This window comes from Pseudomonas sp. GW821-FHT09H03 (genome assembly GCF_059415945.1).
In genome coordinates this window covers 258,711-279,314 of sequence record NZ_JBWKOF010000006.1, presented here as the reverse complement: position 1 = coordinate 279,314, position 20,604 = coordinate 258,711, and the positions used below count along the sequence as shown (strand labels likewise).

5 protein-coding genes are annotated in these 20,604 nt (G+C 55.7%); all 5 read left to right on the top strand.

What is annotated here, in order from left to right; all coding sequences use genetic code 11:
• Positions 1 to 179 precede the first annotated feature (179 nt).
• The 5 genes from AC07OG_RS11035 to AC07OG_RS11015 all read left to right on the top strand — a co-directional run bounded on the left by AC07OG_RS11035 (position 180) and on the right by AC07OG_RS11015 (position 20,343).
• Entirely contained in the window at positions 180 to 806 is a 627-nt protein-coding gene (locus tag AC07OG_RS11035; protein ID WP_495067027.1) for a response regulator, read from the top strand.
• Positions 807 to 4,445, top strand: a complete 3,639-nt coding sequence (locus AC07OG_RS11030; RefSeq protein WP_495067026.1) for a transporter substrate-binding domain-containing protein — start codon at positions 807 to 809, stop codon at positions 4,443 to 4,445. It abuts the gene before it with no gap.
• 256 nt (positions 4,446 to 4,701) lie between these two features.
• Positions 4,702 to 5,892, top strand: coding sequence for an EAL domain-containing response regulator (locus tag AC07OG_RS11025; protein ID WP_495067025.1), 1,191 nt, complete (start codon positions 4,702 to 4,704; stop codon positions 5,890 to 5,892).
• A 382-nt stretch (positions 5,893 to 6,274) separates the two neighbouring features.
• Complete coding sequence (locus tag AC07OG_RS11020) at positions 6,275 to 6,808, top strand: OmpH/Skp family outer membrane protein (RefSeq protein ID WP_495067024.1); 534 nt, start codon at positions 6,275 to 6,277, stop codon at positions 6,806 to 6,808.
• A 35-nt stretch (positions 6,809 to 6,843) separates the two neighbouring features.
• On the top strand, positions 6,844 to 20,343 hold the full coding sequence (locus AC07OG_RS11015) for an autotransporter outer membrane beta-barrel domain-containing protein (protein ID WP_495067023.1): 13,500 nt from the start codon (positions 6,844 to 6,846) through the stop codon (positions 20,341 to 20,343).
• Positions 20,344 to 20,604 lie beyond the last annotated feature (261 nt).

The following is a 20,604-nucleotide window of genomic DNA, read 5'->3' as shown; positions in this document are numbered from 1 at the left end:
GTTCTTTTTCATGAAGATCAACAGCGCCTTTCCCGGTAACCCGTACAGAATCCGGCGAGGGCTGCGGGCTATGTCCTGGATTTTGGGAAATTTCCTACACGCGTGTAGGATAATTCCTACGATAGACTTATCGACAGCCGCTAGTATTCCCGAATTCCGTAGCGTGGATAATTTTTTGAATGCATAAAGCATTGGTTGTGGACGATCACCCGTTCATTCGCGCATCGGTCAAGATGCTCTTGAAACATGAACAATTCGACGTGGTCGCTGAGGCGGACAACGGTGTTGTAGCGGTGCAACTGGCCCGTGAGCATGTACCGGACTTGATCTTGCTGGATATCGGCATGCCCAGCCTTGATGGCCTGGAAGTCATCAATCGCATCAGCGCCCACGGTTTGCCGAGCAAGATCATCGTGTTGACCTCACAGTCCGCGCAGTTTTTTTCGACGCGTTGCATGAAAGCCGGCGCGGTGGGGTATATCTCCAAGTCCGATAATCTGGATGAGCTGGTCAAGGCGATCAAGGCGGTGATGTCCGGTTATACTTACTTCCCCAATCTTTCCACCAGCTCGGTACGCCGCAGTGACGTCGAAGCGAGCGACCTGGATTTGATCCAGAGTCTTTCGGATCGTGAACTGACGATTTTGCAGCAGTTGTCCCATGGCCGCAGCAACAAGGAGATCGGTGAGACCATGCTGCTCAGCAACAAGACCATCAGTACCTACAAAATCCGTCTGATCGAGAAGCTCAAGGTCAAGTCAGTGGTGTACCTGGCAGACTTTGCCAGGCGTAATAATCTGCTCTGAATGAATACTTTTCTGCGCAGAGGCCTGGCGGTGTTGTTCCTGCTGGGTTCATGTCTGACGGGGCCCGCGGTGCTGGCCCAACCCGAATCCCTGCGGCTGTTGGGACGCTCCAGCGTCAACGAGTACCGCGTCAACCTCAGCGAGAGCGACTGGAGCTGGTTGCGCAGCAAGCGCTCCCTGGTGCTTGGTACGTCGGCACCCGATTACGCGCCCTTTACAATCACCAGCAATGGCGCCGATTTCGAAGGGTTGACTTCTGATTACGCACAGCTACTCGCCGAGCTGTTGCATATCCGCATCGACGTTCGTAGTTATCCGTCACGCAGTGAGGTCATCGAGGCCGTCAAACGCGGAGAGGTCGATCTGCTGGCGGCATCAAACGATTACGAAGCTGCAGACTCAGGGTTGGCAACGTCCAAAGCTTACGCCGATGTTCAGCCGATGCTGGTCAGCAAGGTTGACGACAGCCAAACACTGGCCCCGGATTTGGCGGGCAAGCGGGTGGCGATGCTTGATCACTACTTGCCACCTGATGCCGTACGAGCGTTTTACCCAAAGGCCACGTTGCAGCTTTTTCCCTCGATCCTGAGCGCCATCGGCGCGGTGGCATTCGGTACGGCCGATGTCTATCTGGGGGACTCTATCAGCGCCAATTACCTGATCAATAAAAACGACTTGAACAACGTGCAGCTGGCGGATTTCTCACGCATGGAAGTCAGTAATTTTTCATTCGCCATCGCCCGTGGAAACCAGCAACTGCTGCGTATCGTCAATGCCGCGCTGACGGTGATCCCGGCCAGCGAGCGCATGACTATTCTGTCTCGTTGGAGCGCGGGTGGTGCGAACATCTCAGGTTTGCACAAGCTCAACTTAAGCGTCAGTGAACAACGCTGGCTGGACAGGCATCCGCGTTTGCGCGTGGCGGTCGAGGATACCTTTCTGCCGTTGTCGTTCTATGACGAGGCGGGTGAGTTTTCGGGTATTGCTGCGGAAGTATTGGCCAAGGTGGCACTACGCACCGGGTTGAAATTCGACTTTCAGCGAGGGCATTCAGTGCCTGAGTTGATCGATAGAGTCACCCATGGCCAGGCTGACCTGCTGATTGCACTGACGCCAAGCCTCTATCGCGAAAAAAGCCTGCGTTTCACCAGACCTTACCTCGCGACGCCCTTTGTGCTGGTCAGCCGGGTAGGTACTGGCAGCCCCGGTACGCTTGATGACATGAACGGTAAACGGCTGGCGGTAGTTCGCGGCAGCCCCGCGCGCGAACTGCTCGTCGAGCAGTATCCACAGATCCGATTGGTCGAGGTGGATAATATCGAGCAGATCATGGCAATGGTCGCCAATGGTCAGGCCGATGGGGCTGTCAATTTGTTGCCAGCGGCCAACTACGTGATTTCCCGGCAATACCGTGATCGACTGCGGGTGGCCAGCACGGTGGGGACCAGCCCGGCGAATCTGGCTTTCGCCACCGCTCGTGGTTCATTGGAACTGTATTCTATTCTGGACAAGGCGCTGTTGAGCATTCCTCCAGAGGAGATGGATTCGCTGACCAATGGCTGGCGCAGCGAAGTGGTGGTCAATGACAGCTATTGGCTGCGCAACCGCACCGGGATTATTCAGGGCTTCACTATTGCAGCCCTGTTGCTGTTGGTGGCGCTGGGCTGGATCGCCTACTTGAGGCTGTTGATGCGCAAGCGCAAACAGGCCGAAATCGCCCTGAGCGACCAGCTCGAATTCATGCGTGCACTGATCGATGGTACGCCCCATCCGATCTACGTCCGTGATCGCCAAGGGCGTTTGATGGCGTGCAATAACGGGTACCTGGAGGTGTTTGGGGTCGAGCGTGACACGGTCATCGGTAAAACCGTGATCGGCGGTGAACTCAAAAGCCTGGTCGAGGCCAAGGACTTTTACGAAGAGTACTTGCAGGTGATGGAGGAGGGCTTGCCACGGGTGCGTGATCGCAAACTGACCCTGTCTGAAAGTGACGTGCGAACCATCTATCACTGGATGCTGCCGTATCGTGGCAGTGACGGTCAGGTCCACGGCATGATCGCCGGCTGGATTGACGTCAGTGAGCGTCAGCGACTGCTCGAACAGTTGCGTGAAGCCAAGGACGAGGCCGATGCCGCCAACCGCGCCAAAACCAGCTTTCTGGCCACCATGAGTCATGAGATTCGTACCCCCATGAACGCGGTGATCGGCATGCTCGAACTGGCCATGAAAAAGGCTGGCCAAGGCGTGCTCGACCGCTTCGCGATTGAAGTCGCGTCGGGAGCGGCACAAGGGTTGCTGGATCTGATCGGCGATATTCTGGACATAACGCGCATCGAGTCCGGACGGTTATCGCTGGCCCTGGAGCGGGCCAATCTGCATGATTTGATTATATCGGTCGTTCGGGTATTCGAAGGCCTTGCCAAGCAGAAGCAGTTGCAGCTATTGCTGGACATTGATCCCGGGGTCAATCGTGACGTACTGATCGATCCGCTGCGTTTCAAGCAAATTGTTTCGAACGTGTTGAGTAATGCGATCAAGTTCACCGCTCAGGGTGAAGTTCGCCTCAGCGTTCGAATCAAACCCGACGTCCACGATGAGCAATTGGGGCTGGTGCTGCGGGTCGAGGACTCCGGGTGTGGCATCTCGGTGGTTGACCAGAAACGGCTATTCAGCCCGTTCTTTCAAGTCGACAACAATGCTCAGTCAGCACGCGCTGGTTCGGGGTTGGGGTTGATCATCAGTCGTACCCTGTGTGAAAAGATGGGTGGGCAGCTTCAGTTGTCCAGCCAGCTCGGCCAGGGTACACAGATTGAGGTTTGTCTCGATCTCCCGAGTCTTGCGCGGGAGGATAAAACGCCGGAAACCAAGAAAGCACCGCTGGCGCAGTCACAGGTTTTGAACATTCTGGTGGTCGACGATTACCCGGCCAACCGCTTGCTGCTGTCTCAGCAACTGACTTATCTGGGGCATCGGGTCAAGGACGCAGAAGATGGTGCCCAAGGCCTGCGGGCTTGGCGCAGTGAGCATTTCGATGTGGTGATCACTGACTGCAATATGCCGATCATGAATGGCTATGAACTGACCCGGGTGATTCGGCATGAAGAGCGCGTACGAGGCATCGCCCCAGGGCTGATCTTCGGGTTTACCGCGAACGCTCAGCCGGAGGAGCGCACGCTCTGCCTCGGAGCGGGAATGGACACTTGTTTGTTCAAACCCATCAGCCTTGAGGATCTGCGGGTGCAGTTGGCGTCGGTCGTCTCCAGCAGCGTGTCAGCGCCTACCGAAGAAGAACGACTGGAACCGAGTGACAAGATTGACCTGGCCAACCTTGAGCAACTGACTCGCGGTGACAGCGCTTCGATCAAAAGTCTGTTGGGCGATTTGGTCAGCAGTAATGAGGACGACATGTCGCGATTGCTCCAGCTGTTCACCCGGCATGACCTTCCGGCGCTCGCTGACCTGGCTCACCGGGTCAAGGGAGGAGCGCGGATCATCAAGGCTCAATGGCTGATTCATTGCTGCGAAAACCTCGAAGAGGCCTGCAAAGGGCTAGATTCGGCACAATTGACTGAGGCGGTGGATCAACTGCATCAGGCCATGGAACGCCTCGAGCAGCGGTTGCAGCACTGCCTGGATTAGATCCAGCTCTAGGAAAGCTCCAGCAAATTGCCGGGAATCCGGCTACATGCGACGCCTTGGTTCTTATTGTGATAAGCCAGTGATTGATCCGTTGCAGCAAAACCCGTCATGGCGGGTTTTGCTGCTTACATCAGTTAGATTGCAATAGAGCTCGTTTTTGGGAAATTTCCTACAAGCTTTGAGAACTTTCCTAAATTAGTCAGTGTTCGTTCTTGGGACAATCGCGGCACACTTTGTTTGCCGCGAGTCGTCAACGATGCCCATCCCCCCGCTACGTGTTCTGGTCCTCGAAGATCACGCCTTCCAGCGCTCTTTCGCGGTGAGCATGCTCAAGCAGTCAGGCTGCAGCGAAGTCTTCAAGGCAGCGGATGGTGCTCAGGCGCTGGCGATTCTGCAGGAGGTTGGGGCGGTGGACATCGCCCTGTGCGATCTGTGCATGGAGGGTATGGATGGCCTGGAGTTCTTGAAGCGTGCAGCTCAGGCCGGTCTGGTCGGGTCGATCATCATCGGCAGTTCGTTGTCGGTGGATCTGCGCCGCGCGGCGTGTCAGATCGTTTCCCTGCTGGGCCTCGACGTCCTTGGCGATGTCGGCAAGCCTTTGCGCCCCGAGGACTTGGCGTTTTTGCTGAAAAAGTACCTGAAGGCCCGTGGTGTCGAGCCGGTCACGTTGCCTGCGGTCAAACAGGCTGACGAAGAGCTGGTACATCAGGCCTTGGCCGAGCAGCAATTGCAGGCCTGGTATCAGCCCAAGTTCAACCTGCTGACGGGTGAAGTGTGTGGTGTCGAAGTGCTCAGCCGTTGGCAGCATCCTTCCAAGGGTACGCTCTCGCCGGCAGCATTCATCCCGGTGCTGGAACGCTGTGGCTTGATGGATGAGTTGCTGTTCAGTCAGTTGCATCAGGCGCTCGACCTGCAACGACAGGCGCGGGATAGGGGCTTTTCGTTGAACATCGCGTTCAACTTGCAAGCCGCGCAGTTGGCTAATGGCGAGTTGATGTCAACCATCAAGGGCATTTTGGTCGACTACGGTGCGCACGGCTCCAGCCTGACGTTCGAACTGACCGAAACTGGTTTGCTGGAAGCCTCGGCCACCAGCCTGGAGAACCTGGTGCGCCTGCGAATGATGGGCAGTCGATTGTCCATTGATGACTTCGGCGCCGGGTTTTCGTCTTTGCAGCGCCTGTGCCAGTTACCGTTCAACGAGATCAAGCTCGACGGCGAGTTCGTGCGTACCCTCGAGGATGAACCGCGTTGCCGGACGGTGATCGCCAGCACCCTTGCTCTGGGCGAGGCCTTGGGGATGTCGGTGGTGATCGAAGGTATCGAAACCGAGGAGCAGCACCAGCAGTTGCTGGAACTGGGTTGTACCCAGGGCCAGGGCTATCTGCTTGCCCGCCCCATGAGCGGCACCGACTTGTTGCGCTGGCTACAGGAGTCATCGGTGTGACAGCAAAAAAATAACTGGCGATGGAGCTGTTTCTTTCGGAACAGGCCTACAGAAACCTCCGCGGCATTTCCCTTGGGCTCACGTGCTCTTGAAGTGGCTGGGGGTAAATAGTGCGCTTTCAAATTCAAGGACTCCCTGGACTGCCGGCGTGAGCGACGTTGCGTGGTGTTGCAGGAGGCTTGTCCGGGCGATCCCCACCCTGTGATTCTGAATAAACCGCAGCTCATGACGTATGAGCTCAGTCGCCAGTGAGATGGATACGGGGCGCTTTCAAAAGCTAACGTTCAGAAATTTCCTACATCAAATTCCTATGAAGGCGGTGTTAACTCCCAGTCCAATTTCTCGTTGCCTGGGTGTGCAAAACCTAATGGAGAAGGATGTAATGAAGTGGAATAAAAGCTTGTTGGTTAAAGTGTCTATTTGTATCGCTCTGTTGAACCTGGCAGGTTGCGATCAAATGGGGCTGAACCAACAAAAAATAGCCTATGTGAATATGGGGAAAATACTGGAAACGTCTGCTGTGGGTAAGCAGGAGCAAGAGTGGAACCAGAAAGTCAAAGATGTGCTAGTTAAAGCAGATAAAGATGCGCAGGAAAACTACACAAACATGCCTGCGGATCAACAACAGAAAGCTCGTCAAGGTGATGCAGAGACTTTAAACCGTCAATGGGATATTGAGCGCAGCAGCGCACGAGTGAAAAGCGTAAAGGCCATCGCGGCAGTGCTCGAAAACTATCGTACCAGCCATAAACTCGAGATCGTGTTCGACAGTAGCCAGATTGTTGTGTCCAACCCGACATCTGACATCAGTCAGGACATCATTCCCCTGCTTGCCAACACCAAGGTGGATTACGGCAAATTACCGGAAGTTGTCGTCAACAAAGAGATGGGCACACCAAAAACGGAACCAAAGTAAGCCCATTTCACACACTACCGACAGTGAATTGAATTATGAATACCGTTTATCTCATTATATGGAGCGTGGCAAAGCAATGCTGGGTGGCCGTCTCTGAGTTGGCCAAAGGCCGCAGCAAAAGCTCCCGAAGCAAAACGGGCCCAAGTGCCGTTGCCTTGGCGTTGTTTGCCATGTCCGGAACAGTGACTGCATCAACGGTTTCGTGGTCCCCGACCGGGCAAGGCTCCGGGGGATCGGGTAACTGGGATGTGACCAGCAATGAATGGTACAACGGTACGGTTACTTTACCGTGGAACAACCTTGCAGGGGACAGTGCTCAGTTTGCAGGAACGGCGGGGACCATCACGGTTGTTAGTCCGATCACCGTTCAGGATCTGTTATTCACCGTCGATGGTTACATTATTAACGGCGGCACCCTGACGACCAGTTCAGGCACGATGGCGATCAACGTCGGCAGCGGTAAAACGGCTACGGTTAATTCTATTATCGCCGGCAGTGGACGTGTTGACGTCAATGGCGGCGGTACGCTTGTACTGGGTGGTGTTAACACCTACGGCAGCACCACCATCACCAATAACAGCACCCTGAAAGTATCCTCAGATAGCAATTTAGGGCTGGCAACAGGTTTACTCACCCTCGGTAATTTGACGACTCGAGGCACACTGGCTATCACCGGCGGGCCTTTCATTAGTACGCGTAATGTCGCACTTGCCCAGGGCGGCGGTACTGTCAATGTGGCATCGGGGGCGACGGCGACCATCGGCGGAGTGATGAGTGGCAGCGGTGCGCTCACCCTCAATGGTGCAGGCACGTTGATCCTGACGGGCACGAATACCAACAGCGGTACCACGACTCTCTCATCCGGCACCCTGCAAATTGGTAACGGCGGTACGACAGGAACCCTGGGCAGTAGTGTTCTGACCAACAATGGCACCCTGGCTTTCAACCGCAGCAATAGCTACACCTATGCGGGTGCGATTAGCGGTACCGGTCAATTGGTACAGAACGGTCTCGGGACCACGATACTGACGGGTGCAAATACCTACACTGGCGGCACCACCATTAATGCAGGCACACTGCAAATCGGCGCTGGCGGGGCGACCGGGTCAATCACGGGTGATATCACCAACAATGGTGTACTCAGCTTCAGCCACAGTAATGCTTACACCCAAGCGGGCGTAATTTCCGGCAGTGGTTCGGTGCTGCAAAATGGCGGTACCACAAACCTGTCTGGTATCAATACCTACACTGGCGAAACGCAGATCCGCGCGGGTCTGTTACAAGTTGCCAGCGATAGCAATCTCGGGGCATCGTCAAGCCAGATACATTTCATTGGCAGCAGTAATTTCCGTGCATCAACCGGGTTTGCCACAGCACGTAATATTCTTATCAATAGTGGTGTTAACGCCTATGCCGGTGCAAATGCGGGCGGCGCGTTGACCCTGAATGGTGTTATTTCCGGTGCCGGCGCGTTTGGTGTGGATAGCGGGAATGTCACCCTGACGAGCAATAACACCTATTCCGGTGGCACCAATATCTGGGGCGGGTGGTTGTCGGTGTCCAGTGACGCCAATCTTGGTGCGGCGTCCGGTAATGTGAACTTCGTTTCCGGTGGTATGTTGCGGGCACTCTCGGACTTAACGACCTCCCGCAATATTTTTCTGAGCAGTTCGGGTACTCTCGAAACTTTCCTTGGCTCAACGTTAACATTGAACGGGACCATCTCGGGCGGCGGCACTTTATTTCTGAACAGCGCTTTTACCCCAGGCGGTACCATAGTACTGAATGGCACTAATACTTACACCGGCATTACCTATATGCAGGGCGGGGTCAAAGTTATCGTCTCTAACGCCGCCAATCTGGGTAGCGCGAAAGAAGCGAATCTAAACAACGCGACACTCGCCACTACGGGGAGCTTCGCCATCAATAGGATTGGACTCGGTGCTGGCGGTGCCGTCGTGGACGTGGCCCCTACCACGACGTTGACGGTCAATGGCGATATTTACGGTAGCGGCTCTGCATTACGCAAAACCAACACGGGTACGCTGATTCTTGCTGGAACCAGCTCCTCCGGCAGTGGCGTGATTATTGACGCTGGCACAGTACAGGTTGGCAACGGTGGCGCTTCAGGTGCGCTGGGCTCGGGGAATGTCACCAACAATAGTGCACTGGTCTTTAACCGCTCAGACGACAGCTATAGCTATGGCGGCGTAATCTCGGGTGCTGGCACTCTGACGCAAAATGGCTCTGGTGCGACAACACTCACCGGCAGCAGCACCTATACTGGCGCGACAAACGTCGCGGCAGGCACTTTGTATATCAATGGCAACCAGACAGCGGCAACCGGGATGACGACTGTTGCATCTGGTGCCACTCTGGGCGGTACAGGCACCATTGGCGGTTCTGTCACCATCGCGGATGGCGGTTCCCTGGCCCCAGGGGGCTCAGCCGCTGCCGCTGGCGTCCTTAATATTCGCGGTAATTTGCTGCTGTCAGGTGGCTCGATTCTGAATTACAACCTCGGTCAGGCCGATGTTGTTGGTGGTCGGTATAACGACCAGACTGTTGTCGACGGGAATGTGACGCTGGATGGCACCCTGAATGTCAGTACTACAACCCCTGGCGGTGTCTTCGGTGCAGGGGTTTACCGCATTATCAGTTATAACGGGACGCTGACTGACAATGGTTTGGCTCTCGGCACCATGCCTGCTGGCGCAAACACCGTATTGCAGACCTCAGTCAATGGACAGGTCAACCTGATCAATACATTGGCTAATATGCGATTCTGGGACGGTGCTACAGCGGGCAATGCGGACAACGGCGTGGTGAATGGCGGCACGGGTATCTGGAACAGCGGTACGGGGGGCAACAGTAACTGGACTAATGCTTCGGGCTCGACCAATAGTGCCTATAGTCCTGGTTTCGCGGTATTCCAGGGGGCGGCAGGCACGGTCACCGTAGACGACAGCCTTGGGGGCGTTTCCTCGGCGGGGATGCAGTTTGCCACCAACGGTTACCATGTGACAGGTAATGCCATCGACCTGGTCGAAACCACGCCAGGGGCGGGTAGCGCCACATTCCGCGTCGGGGACGGCACGGGTGCAGGGAGCGGATATACTGCTACCGTGGATACTCTGCTCCAAGGGGCTACCGGCCTGACGAAGACTGACCTCGGCAAGTTGGTATTAGCGGGTAACAATACCTATACCGGCGGCACTACCATTAGCGCAGGCACGCTACAGCTTGGTAATGGGGACGCGTCAGGGGCGGTTGTTGGTAATATCCTCAATAACAGCGCGCTTATCTTTAATCGCAGTGACACCTCCACAATAAGTGGCGTCATTTCCGGTATCGGTACTGTCCAGCAAGCTGGCACGGGAACCACGGTACTGACGGGGGCTAACACCTACAGCGGCACCACGACTATTTCTTCCGGCACGTTGCAGGTTGGGAATGGCGGGACTACTGGTGCACTGGGCGCGGGTGCAGTAACTGACAATGGCACACTGACTTTCAACCGCAACAACGGTTACAGCTATGGGGGTACAATTTCCGGCAGCGGTAACCTGGTGCAGAATGGCAGTGGTACTACGATACTGACGGGCAACAATACCTACACTGGTGGCACGACCATTAACGCGGGTACGTTGCAGCTTGGGAGCCGAGGTGCGGCAGGCTCTATCGTGGGGAATGTGACCAACAATGGCAGCCTGATCTTCAATCGCAATGCGGGCTATACGTTTTCGGGTGCCATTTCCGGTAGTGGCTCGGTTACTCAGCTAAGCGGTTCGCTTAACCTCTATGGAACAAATACCTATACGGGTGACACAAACCTGACCGGTGGCGCTACCAGCCGGCTTTATGTAGTAAGTGATTCCAATCTTGGTGCAGCGTCAAGCAGAATACATTTCGGTGGGAATACTAATGTCGCCTGGCTTGTGGCGAATGCTGCAACCACACTGGCGCGTGATGTCATTATTGACTCAGGTGCTCAAGGGAGTTTCGGTAGTGCAAGCACTGCAGTACCACTGACCCTGGCCGGGAACATCTCAGGTGGAGGTTTGCTGGGTATCAGGCAAGGTATGGTTCTTCTGACGGGGAATAATACCTATACCGGAGGCACTTACGTCAACGGGGGTATTCTGGGGGTGACGAACGACGCCAGTTTGGGTGCGCTGAACGGCGGCGTGAGCTTGGATGGCGGTACTCTGCAAGCGCTTACCAGTTTCAGCACTTCACGCAATATCTCTGCCTCTAACAATAATAGCAATATTCAGACTGTCAACGGCACGACGCTGACGTTAAACGGGCAAATCACAGGCGGGGCTGGTCTCTTTCTTAGCAATACAGGTAGCGGAAACGGTACGGTAATAGTGGGGGGGAATGCTGCTCAGAACGGTACGACCGTCAACGGGATTAAGCTACAAATTGGCAATGGTGGCACCTCAGGAACGGTTGCTGGCAATATTAATAACAACGGTACGGTCTCCTTTAATCGCACCGATAGTTCCGTTTATGGAGGCACCATTTTCAACACTGGTGTCGTTCAGCAGGACGGCTCCGGCACCACCTCATTGACCGGCGCGAATACTTATACCGGTGCTACCCTCGTTAATGCTGGCACGTTACAACTTGGCAATGGTGGTACAACGGGCTCGATTGCTGGCAATGTGACGAATAACAGCAACTTTTCTTTTAATCGCAGCGATGCCTACACCTATGCCGGCGTCATTTCCGGTTCCGGCGCGGTAGAACAAAATGGTACCGGCACTACTATATTGACGGGGGCACAGACTTATTCCGGTATTACCACCATCAATGCGGGCACTTTGCAGCTCGGCAATGGCGGGACCACCGGCTCAATTACCGGCGATATCCTTAACAACGGCAAACTGGCCTTCAACCGTAGCGATACGGTGACCGTTGATAACACTATTTCAGGTACCGGTGGCCTGCTGCTAAATGGTTCGGGCAATATCATCCTGACGGCGAACAATAGCTACAAAGGGGCAACCACGGTTTCCACGGGTCGCTTGATTGTGAATGGCGATCAGTCGGCTGCCACAGGGGCGACAACCATCGCGGCCAATGCGGCGCTGGGCGGTACCGGCACGATTGGCGGTAACGTCACCATTGCCAATGATGGCATTCTGAAACCAGGTAACACCGATGGGACCGGCGGCACATTGACGGTGAAGGGGAATCTTGCCCTCAATGGCACGTCAGTCCTGCGTTATACCTTCGGTTCGCTCAATGGCGTGTCGAAAAACAGCCTGACCAACGTTGGCGGAAACCTGACCCTCGACGGTCGCCTGGATGTCACTGTCCCGACAGGTGGTACTTTCGACCCAGGTATCTATCGCATCTTTAACTATAACGGTGCCCTGACCAACAACGGCCTGGCGCTGGGTAACATGCCGCCTTCTACCACGGTGGCTCTGCAAACTGGTGTCCCTGGGCAAATCAACCTGATTAACACCACCGGTGTTCTCACCGCTGTTTGGGATGGCAGCAACCCTGCCAAATATAACAACGGCGCGGCGGATGGTGGCACCGGTGTCTGGAACCGAAGCCTGGCGAACCAATCCTGGGGGGATGAAAACAGTTCCGCCAACTCAACCTATACCCCGACGTCGTTCGTGATTTTCCAGGGAACGCCTGGAGTAGTGACGGTCGACAACAGTCTCGGCCCGATCTCCACGAGCGGGTTACAGTTTGCGGTTAATGGGTACTCACTTGTTGGTGGGGCGATAGACCTCCTTGAGACTGATTCCGGTACGAAAAGCACCACTGTTCGTGTTGGTGACGACAGTGATATCGGTGCAAGTTATGTGGCGACGATTGGCTCCGTTCTGCAAGGCAGCACCAAACTCACCAAGACCGATAAAGGTAAGTTGGTGCTGACGGGTAGCAATACCTACAGCGGTGGAACCGCGATTAATGACGGGACGCTGAGTGTATCCAGCGACAGTAACCTGGGTGCTTCTACTGGCGCGTTGAGTCTGGACGGTGGTTCTCTGGAAAGCACGGCCACCTTCACGACAGCCCGTACAACCACGCTGACGATTAAGGGTGGCACGTTTGATATCGACGCCGGACATACACTGACTATGAGCGGTGTGGTCGACGGTGCAGGCAAACTAACCAAAACCGATGCTGGCAAGCTGGTTCTGAGTGGTACAAATACTTACACCGGCGGTACAGATATCAACGGCGGTACGGTGAGTGTGGCCAGTGATAGCGGCCTGGGTGCGGCGAGCAGTGCGCTCAGTATCAATGGCGGGACACTCGAATCCACTGGCACCATGGTCTCGGCTCGTGCGACCACGCTCAATGCAGGTGGCGCAACGTTTGATGTTGATAATGCGATCACTATGACGATGAATGGCGTCATTGATGGCAGCGGTGCGCTGACCAAAACCGATAACGGCACCCTGGTGCTGGCGGGGGCTAACACTAACAGCGGCGGCACCAACTTAAACGCAGGCAAAATCCAGATATCCAGCGATGCCAACCTTGGTGCGACCTCGGGGGCATTAATCTTCAATGGTGGCTCCCTGGAAACCACCGCATCAATGACATCTGCACGTGCCGCAACAATCAACGCGGTTGGGGCAACGTTTGATGTGGACAGTGGCACTACGCTTACCATGACCGGCAATATTGCAGGCACAGGTGCACTGACCAAAGCGGATGTAGGCACATTGTTGCTGAGCACTGCCAATACTTACACCGGTGGCACCACCGTTTCTGGCGGTTTGCTGAAACTGACTGACACCGATGGTGCGGGTTCCGGTGCAATCACGATCAACACAGCTTCGGGCCTTGAACTGGCGTTCGCATCTGCCAGTGTCTTCGATAACCAACTGGCGGGTGCTGGAACCACCACCGTGAGCGGGGCACAGACCACCATCACGGCTGACAATTCGGCTTACACCGGTAAATGGAGTGTCACTGGCCTCGGCACGCTTGCGGTCGCTGACTCGGCGATCAGCAGTACCACTAACCTGGGGACAGGGGCGGTGGACATTGCCGCGGGTGGCATTCTGAATACCCAAACCACGGGTGCGTTCAGCTTTAACAACGCACTGACTGGCAGCGGCATGCTTAATGCCTCCAACGGTGGGCTGGCGTTCAACTTTGGAAGCGGAGTGGGTGCTAACTTTGGCGGAATCGTCAATCTGTCGAACAACACCTTTAATCTTGGTGGCGATAACACCACCGCGTTGACTAACGCTACGCTGAATATGGGCGCGGGCAACGTCACGACTGTAGATGCGGGTAACCAGGCTGTCGGCAACCTGACATTTGATGGCGGCACGATGAAGTTCTCTAATCTGCCGACCGGAACGGTTGCAACCAATACCCTGAACTTAACAGCAGGCAATGTTGAACTTGATCAGCAAAACGCTGGCACCTCCGGCAATTTGCTGGTGCAGGATGAAGGGACCACTCAGCAGCTGATTTCTGCCACTTCGGTGAATGGTTCTGAAGTCAATCTGGTATTGAAAGATCTGGCGGGCAATGATCTGACCTCCGGCACATCAAACATCGTGCAGGGTGGCAATACCGTGGCGGTGGGCACCTATTCATATGGTCTGGCAACCCGTGCTGCGGGTAGCAGCGCTGTGGATGGTTTATACGCTACCTACCGTTTGAGCCAACTGGCGTTGCAGTCCGGGCAAACTCTGACGCTTGAACAAAATAGCGGCGCAAATGGCACGTCTGCCGATATGTCTGCCAAATTAACCGGTAGCGGTAACCTGGCGATTGAAGCGGGTAACGGCCTGGTGTCGCTGTCTAATGACGCCAACGACTACACGGGCGAAACCAGTGTTAATACCGGGACGTTGCAGGCAGCCAGCGATAATGCACTCGGCCAGACCAGCAAGTTAAACCTCGCGGATACCACTACCTTTGACCTCAACGGTAAAACGCAGACCATCGGTGCGCTGAATGGCGCGACGGGTTCAACGCTGAACGTCAACAGCGGCACGCTGAATCTGAGCAATGGCGGGACCTCGGCTGGCGCACTGACCGGTGCAGGTCAGTTGAATGTTAACGGTGGAACACTCGATGTACAGGGCGCGAACAGCGGGCTGACCGCTGCGACGGCTATCGCCAACGGTGCCACCGTGAATATCAACAATGTCGACAGTCTGGGCAGCAGCGAGATCACGACTGATGGCACGCTGGCGTTGAACGGTGCGACAGGCACGCTGGATAACGTCATCAATGGCGCGGGCGCGGTGCAACTGAGCAACGCCGCTGATGTGACGCTGGCGGGCATTAATACTCTGTCGGGCAGTTGGGACACAGCAACAGGCACCCGCCTGACCGCAACGGAAGCGGCGAATCTGGGCACGGCGGTTATCAACAACACCGGTACTTTTAACGTCGATACCGCGACCGACTGGACGCTGGATAACGCGATTAATGGCACAGGTGCGGTGACCAAGAACGGTACAGGCACACTGACCATCGCACGTGCTAACAGCTACAGCGGCCCGACCACGATTTCTGGCGGGGTGCTGAAGCTGACGAACGCTGATGGCACAGGCACTGGCGTGGTGAATATCGACGCGGCAGCAAATCTTGAGTTGGCGCTGACCACGGCCAGCGTCTTTGATAACCAGCTGGCAGGTGCCGGAGCGACTACCGTGAGCGGGGCGCAGGCCACCGTCACGGCGGATAACTCCGCTTACACCGGTAACTGGAATGTGACCGGAAGTGGCACGCTGGCGGTAGACAGTGCAGCGACCAGCAGCAACACCAATCTGGGTTCGGGCAACGTGGACATTGCCACAGGTGGCACGGTCAATGCCCAAACCACCGGTGCGTTCAGCTTCGACAACGTCCTGACCGGAGCGGGTACGTTGAATGCCTCCAACAATGGACAGGCATTCAACTTTGGTAGCGGTGTGGGTGCGGACTTTGCCGGTACGGCGAATCTGACCAACAACACCTTTGCGCTGTCGGGTGACAACACCACGGCACTGGCCCATGCAACTCTGGAAGTGGGCGCGGGCAACGTGACCACTGTCGGTGACGGTGATCAGCAGATCGGCGGGCTGACGATTAACGGCGGCAAAATGCTGTTCAACGCCACTGCACCGGAGCAGGTTGTGGCAACCAGCCTGATCACGGCGGGTGCACTGGACATCAACCGCACCGGTACCGTGCGCGTGAATGTGCCAACGCCATTCAATCCGGCTCTACCCGATACACCTAACACTACCAACCTGCTGAAGCAGGATGAGGAGAACGTCAGCGTACAGTTGGTGAGATCAAGTAATGTGACGGGTAGCGGCGGTGCGCTCGAACTGGTCGATCAAAATGATCAGGTCATTTCGGCGGCACGTGAGGTAGACGTCAGCCAGAACGGTAATACCGTAGCGAAGGCGACGTACGATTACCGACTGACCTCCAGCTCACTTAACGACGGCTTGTATGTGAACTACGGCCTGAAACAACTGGATCTGCAGGCAGGCCAGACGCTGACGCTTGCTCAGGACACGGGTGCAACTGGCGTTTCAGCTGATATGTCAGCCAAAATCACTGGCACCGGAAACCTGGCCATTGATGCTCGTGACGATGTGTTGTCTCTGTCTAACGCCACCAACGACTACACCGGCGAAACCAGTGTTAACACCGGGATATTGCAGGCGGGTAGTGACAACGCACTCGGCCAGACCAGCAAGTTAAACCTCGCGGATACCTCCACCTTTGATCTCAACGGCAAAACCCAGACCATCGGTGCGCTAAATGGCGCGACGGGTTCAACGCTGAACGTCAACAGCGGCACGCTGAATCTGAGCAATGGCGGGACCTCGGCTGGTGCACTGACCGGTGCAGGTCAGTTGAACGTTAACGGTGGAACACTCGATGTGCAGGGCGCGAACACTGGACTGACGGCGGCCACCGCTATTGCCAGCGGTGCGACGGTTAGTATCAACAATGTCGACGGGCTGGGCAGCAGTGAAATAACCACTGCCGGTACGCTGCTGGTGAACGGTGATACTGGCACGCTGGATAACGTCATCAATGGCGCGGGCGCGGTGCAACTGAGCAACGCCGCTGATGTGACGCTGGCTGGCACGAATGCGGTGTCAGGTACCTGGAACACTGATGCAGATACCCGCCTGACCGCAACGGAAGCGGCGAATCTGGGCACGGCGGTTATCAACAACACCGGTACTTTTAACGTCGATACCGCGACCGACTGGACGCTGGATAATGCGATTAATGGCACAGGTGCGGTGACCAAGAACGGCACAGGCACACTGACCATCGCACGTGCTAACAGCTACAGCGGCCCGACCACGATTTCTGGCGGGGTGCTGAAGCTGACGAACGCTGATGGCACAGGCACTGGCGTGGTGAATATCGACGCGGCAGCAAATCTTGAGTTGGCGCTGACCACGGCCAGCGTCTTTGATAACCAGCTGGCAGGTGCCGGAGCGACTACCGTGAGCGGGGCGCAGGCCACCGTCACGGCGGATAACTCCGTTTACACCGGTAACTGGAATGTGACGGGTAGTGGCACGCTGGCGGTAGACAGTGCAACGACCAGCAGCAACACCAATCTGGGTTCGGGCAACGTGGACATTGCCACAGGTGGCACGGTCAATGCCCAAACTACCGGTGCGTTCAGCTTCGACAACGCACTGACTGGCGCGGGCATGCTGAATGCCTCCAACGGCGGGCAGGCGTTTAACTTTGGTAGCGGTGTGGGCGCAGACTTTGCCGGTACGGCGAATCTGACCAACAACACCTTTGCGCTGTCGGGTGACAACACCACGGCACTGACCCATGCAACTCTGGAAGTGGGCGCGGGCAACGTGACCACTGTCGGTGACGGTGATCAGCAGATCGGCGGGCTGGCGATTAACGGCGGTACCGTGAAGTTCAACGCCACTGCACCGGATCAACGTGTGGCGACCAGCCTGATCACGGCGGGTGCACTGGACATCAACCGCACCGGTACCGTGATGGTGAAACTGCCAGAGCCGCTTAACTCAAGCGCGCCGGATACGCCGAATGCCACCAACCTGTTGATGCAGGATGAAGGTGACACAGGCGTGCAATTGGTGAGATCGAACGATGTCACTGGCGCGGGTGGTGCACTGGATCTGGTGGATCAGAATGGCCAGAAAATCACGGCGGCACGCGAGATTGATGTCAGTCAGAATGGCAACCTGGTCGCGAAGGGGACTTACGATTACCGTCTGACGTCTGGCACACAGAACGATGGTCTGTATGTGAACTACGGCCTGAAGCAGTTGGATCTGCAAGCAGACCAGACATTGACGTTGGCGCAGGATGCGGGAACAAACGGCGCATCAGCCGATATGTCTGCCAAGATCACCGGTACGGGTAACCTGGCGATTGACGGCCGTAGCGCAGTGGTCTCGTTAACTAACGTCACCAACGACTACACCGGCGAAACCAGTGTTAACTCAGGCACATTGCAGGCAGGCAGCGATAACGCGCTCGGCCAGACCAGCAAGTTAAACCTCGCAGATACCAGTGGATTTGATCTCAACGGCAAAACCCAGACCATTGGTGCGCTGAACGGTGAAACGGGCTCCAGGCTGAATCTTAATGGCGGCACGCTGAATCTGAGCAATGGCGGGACCGCAGCAGGCGCACTGGCGGGTGCCGGGAAGCTCAATGTCAACGGTGGAACACTTGATGTACAGGGCGCAAATAGTGCGCTCAGTGCAGCAACCAATATCGCCCAAGGTGCGAGTGTCCAGCTCAACAATGTTGAGGGGTTGGGCAGCAGCGAAGTCACGACAAACGGTACGTTAGTGCTTAGTGGCGCCACCGGAACCATGGACAACACCATCAACGGCACGGGTGAAGTCATTAAACGCGGTGCCGGTGAAGTGGTTCTGACAGGTAAAACAGACTGGACGGGCAACACCCTGATTGATGAGGGTGAACTGACACTGGATGGCTCAAATGGCGGTGCACAGTTGGTCAGTAATATCCTTGCCAAAGACAACACCGCGTTTTCCCTGCGTAATGGTGCCAGCCTGACAGGCTGGATTGACCCGACGGATGTGAACATTGACGCATCCAGTGCCTGGAATATGACGGCAGATTCACTGGTCGATGATGTCAACCTCGCGGGTACGCTGCGTTATGTGGCTCCGGGTTCCTCGCCTATGACAGCAGGTCGTACGCTGACGGCGAATAACTGGAATGGCCAGGGCGGCACCATCGAGCTGAACACTGTGCTGGGTGATGACAATTCCGTAACGGATAAACTGTTAGTCAACGGCAATACCAGCGGCAATACCTTCATGAAGGTCAACAACGCGGGTGGTGGCGGTGCGCAGACGGTAGAAGGGATCCGGGTGGTGGAAGTTAAAGGCCAGTCTGACGGTACTTTCACTAAATCAGGACGTATTGTTGCCGGGGCGTATGATTACAGCCTGGTGAAAAAAGGTGCTGACTGGTTCCTGACAAGTCTCGATACGACGGCTAAGCCGGGGGCGCCTTCACCAGAGCCGAAGGAAAAAGGCAATCCAACGGTGCGCCCAGAATCGGCAAGCTACACGGCCAATCTGGCGGCGGCCAATACTATGTTTAACACCAGTCTGCACGACCGTTCGGGTGGAACTCGGTATACCGATGAGCTGACCGGTGAGGAGAAAGTCAGCAACATATGGCTGCGCCAGGTTGGGGGGCATAACCGCTGGAAAGACAGCAGTGGGCAGATTGAGACCCGAAGTAACCGTTATGTCACGCAGTTGGGTGGCGATATCGCTCAGTGGAGTTCGGATGGCCTGCAACGCCTGCACTTGGGCGTAATGGCGGGTTACGGTAGCAACAGCAGTAAAAGCAACTCCAGAGTCACGGGCTATGACTCTAAAGGTTCGGTGGATGGTTACAGTGCTGGAATGTATGCCACCTGGTATCAGAATGACGAAACACGTCAGGGCGCTTATGTGGACAGCTGGGCACAGTACGGCCGGTTTAACAACAGAGTGGCTGGTCAGGATGTCGAGAGTGAGTCCTACAAATCGAGCGGCATAACCACATCGCTGGAGTTGGGCTATACGCATAAATTAGGGGAGATTGCCGGAAGCCAGGGATTGCTGAATGAGTGGTTTATCCAGCCTCAGGCGCAAGCAATCTGGATGGGCGTTGAAGCAGACGACCACATTGAAAGCAACGGCACTCGCGTCGCGGGCGAAGGTGACGGCAACGTTCAAACTCGTCTGGGTGCGCGCGTCTACATGAAAGGACACAACAAAAAGGATGATGGTAAAGACTCCATCATCCAGCCGTTTGTCGAAGTGAACTGGATACACAATACCCAAAGCTTTGGTACGCGAATGGATGGGGTCAGCCTGAGCCAGGACGGAGCCAAAAACATCGGAGAAGTTAAAACCGGTGTGGAAGGGCAGCTTAACTCGCGGCTTAGTCTGTGGGGCAATGTGGGCGTACAGGTTGGTGGAAAAGCCTACAGAGACGCATCCGCAACGACATCCGCAATGGTTGGCGTGGAATACAGCTTTTAACCAAAGGGAAAAGTTATTAGTACAACAAATCCAGCAACTTACGTTGCTGGTTTTTCATTATATGGCGTTCTCCATCGGAAATTTCGGCGGTCCCGGCGGAGAGCCCAACTTTTTTGGAAATCTATTTAGGTGGATAAACTTTTCGTGATTCGTCAGTCATTTTCATGCCGATTGAATGGGGTATTGGCTGAACGAGGTATTGAGGAAACCGAACGCCTTAGCTATTTGGCGGGGCTTGTCGGAGTAAGTGTTTATGTACCA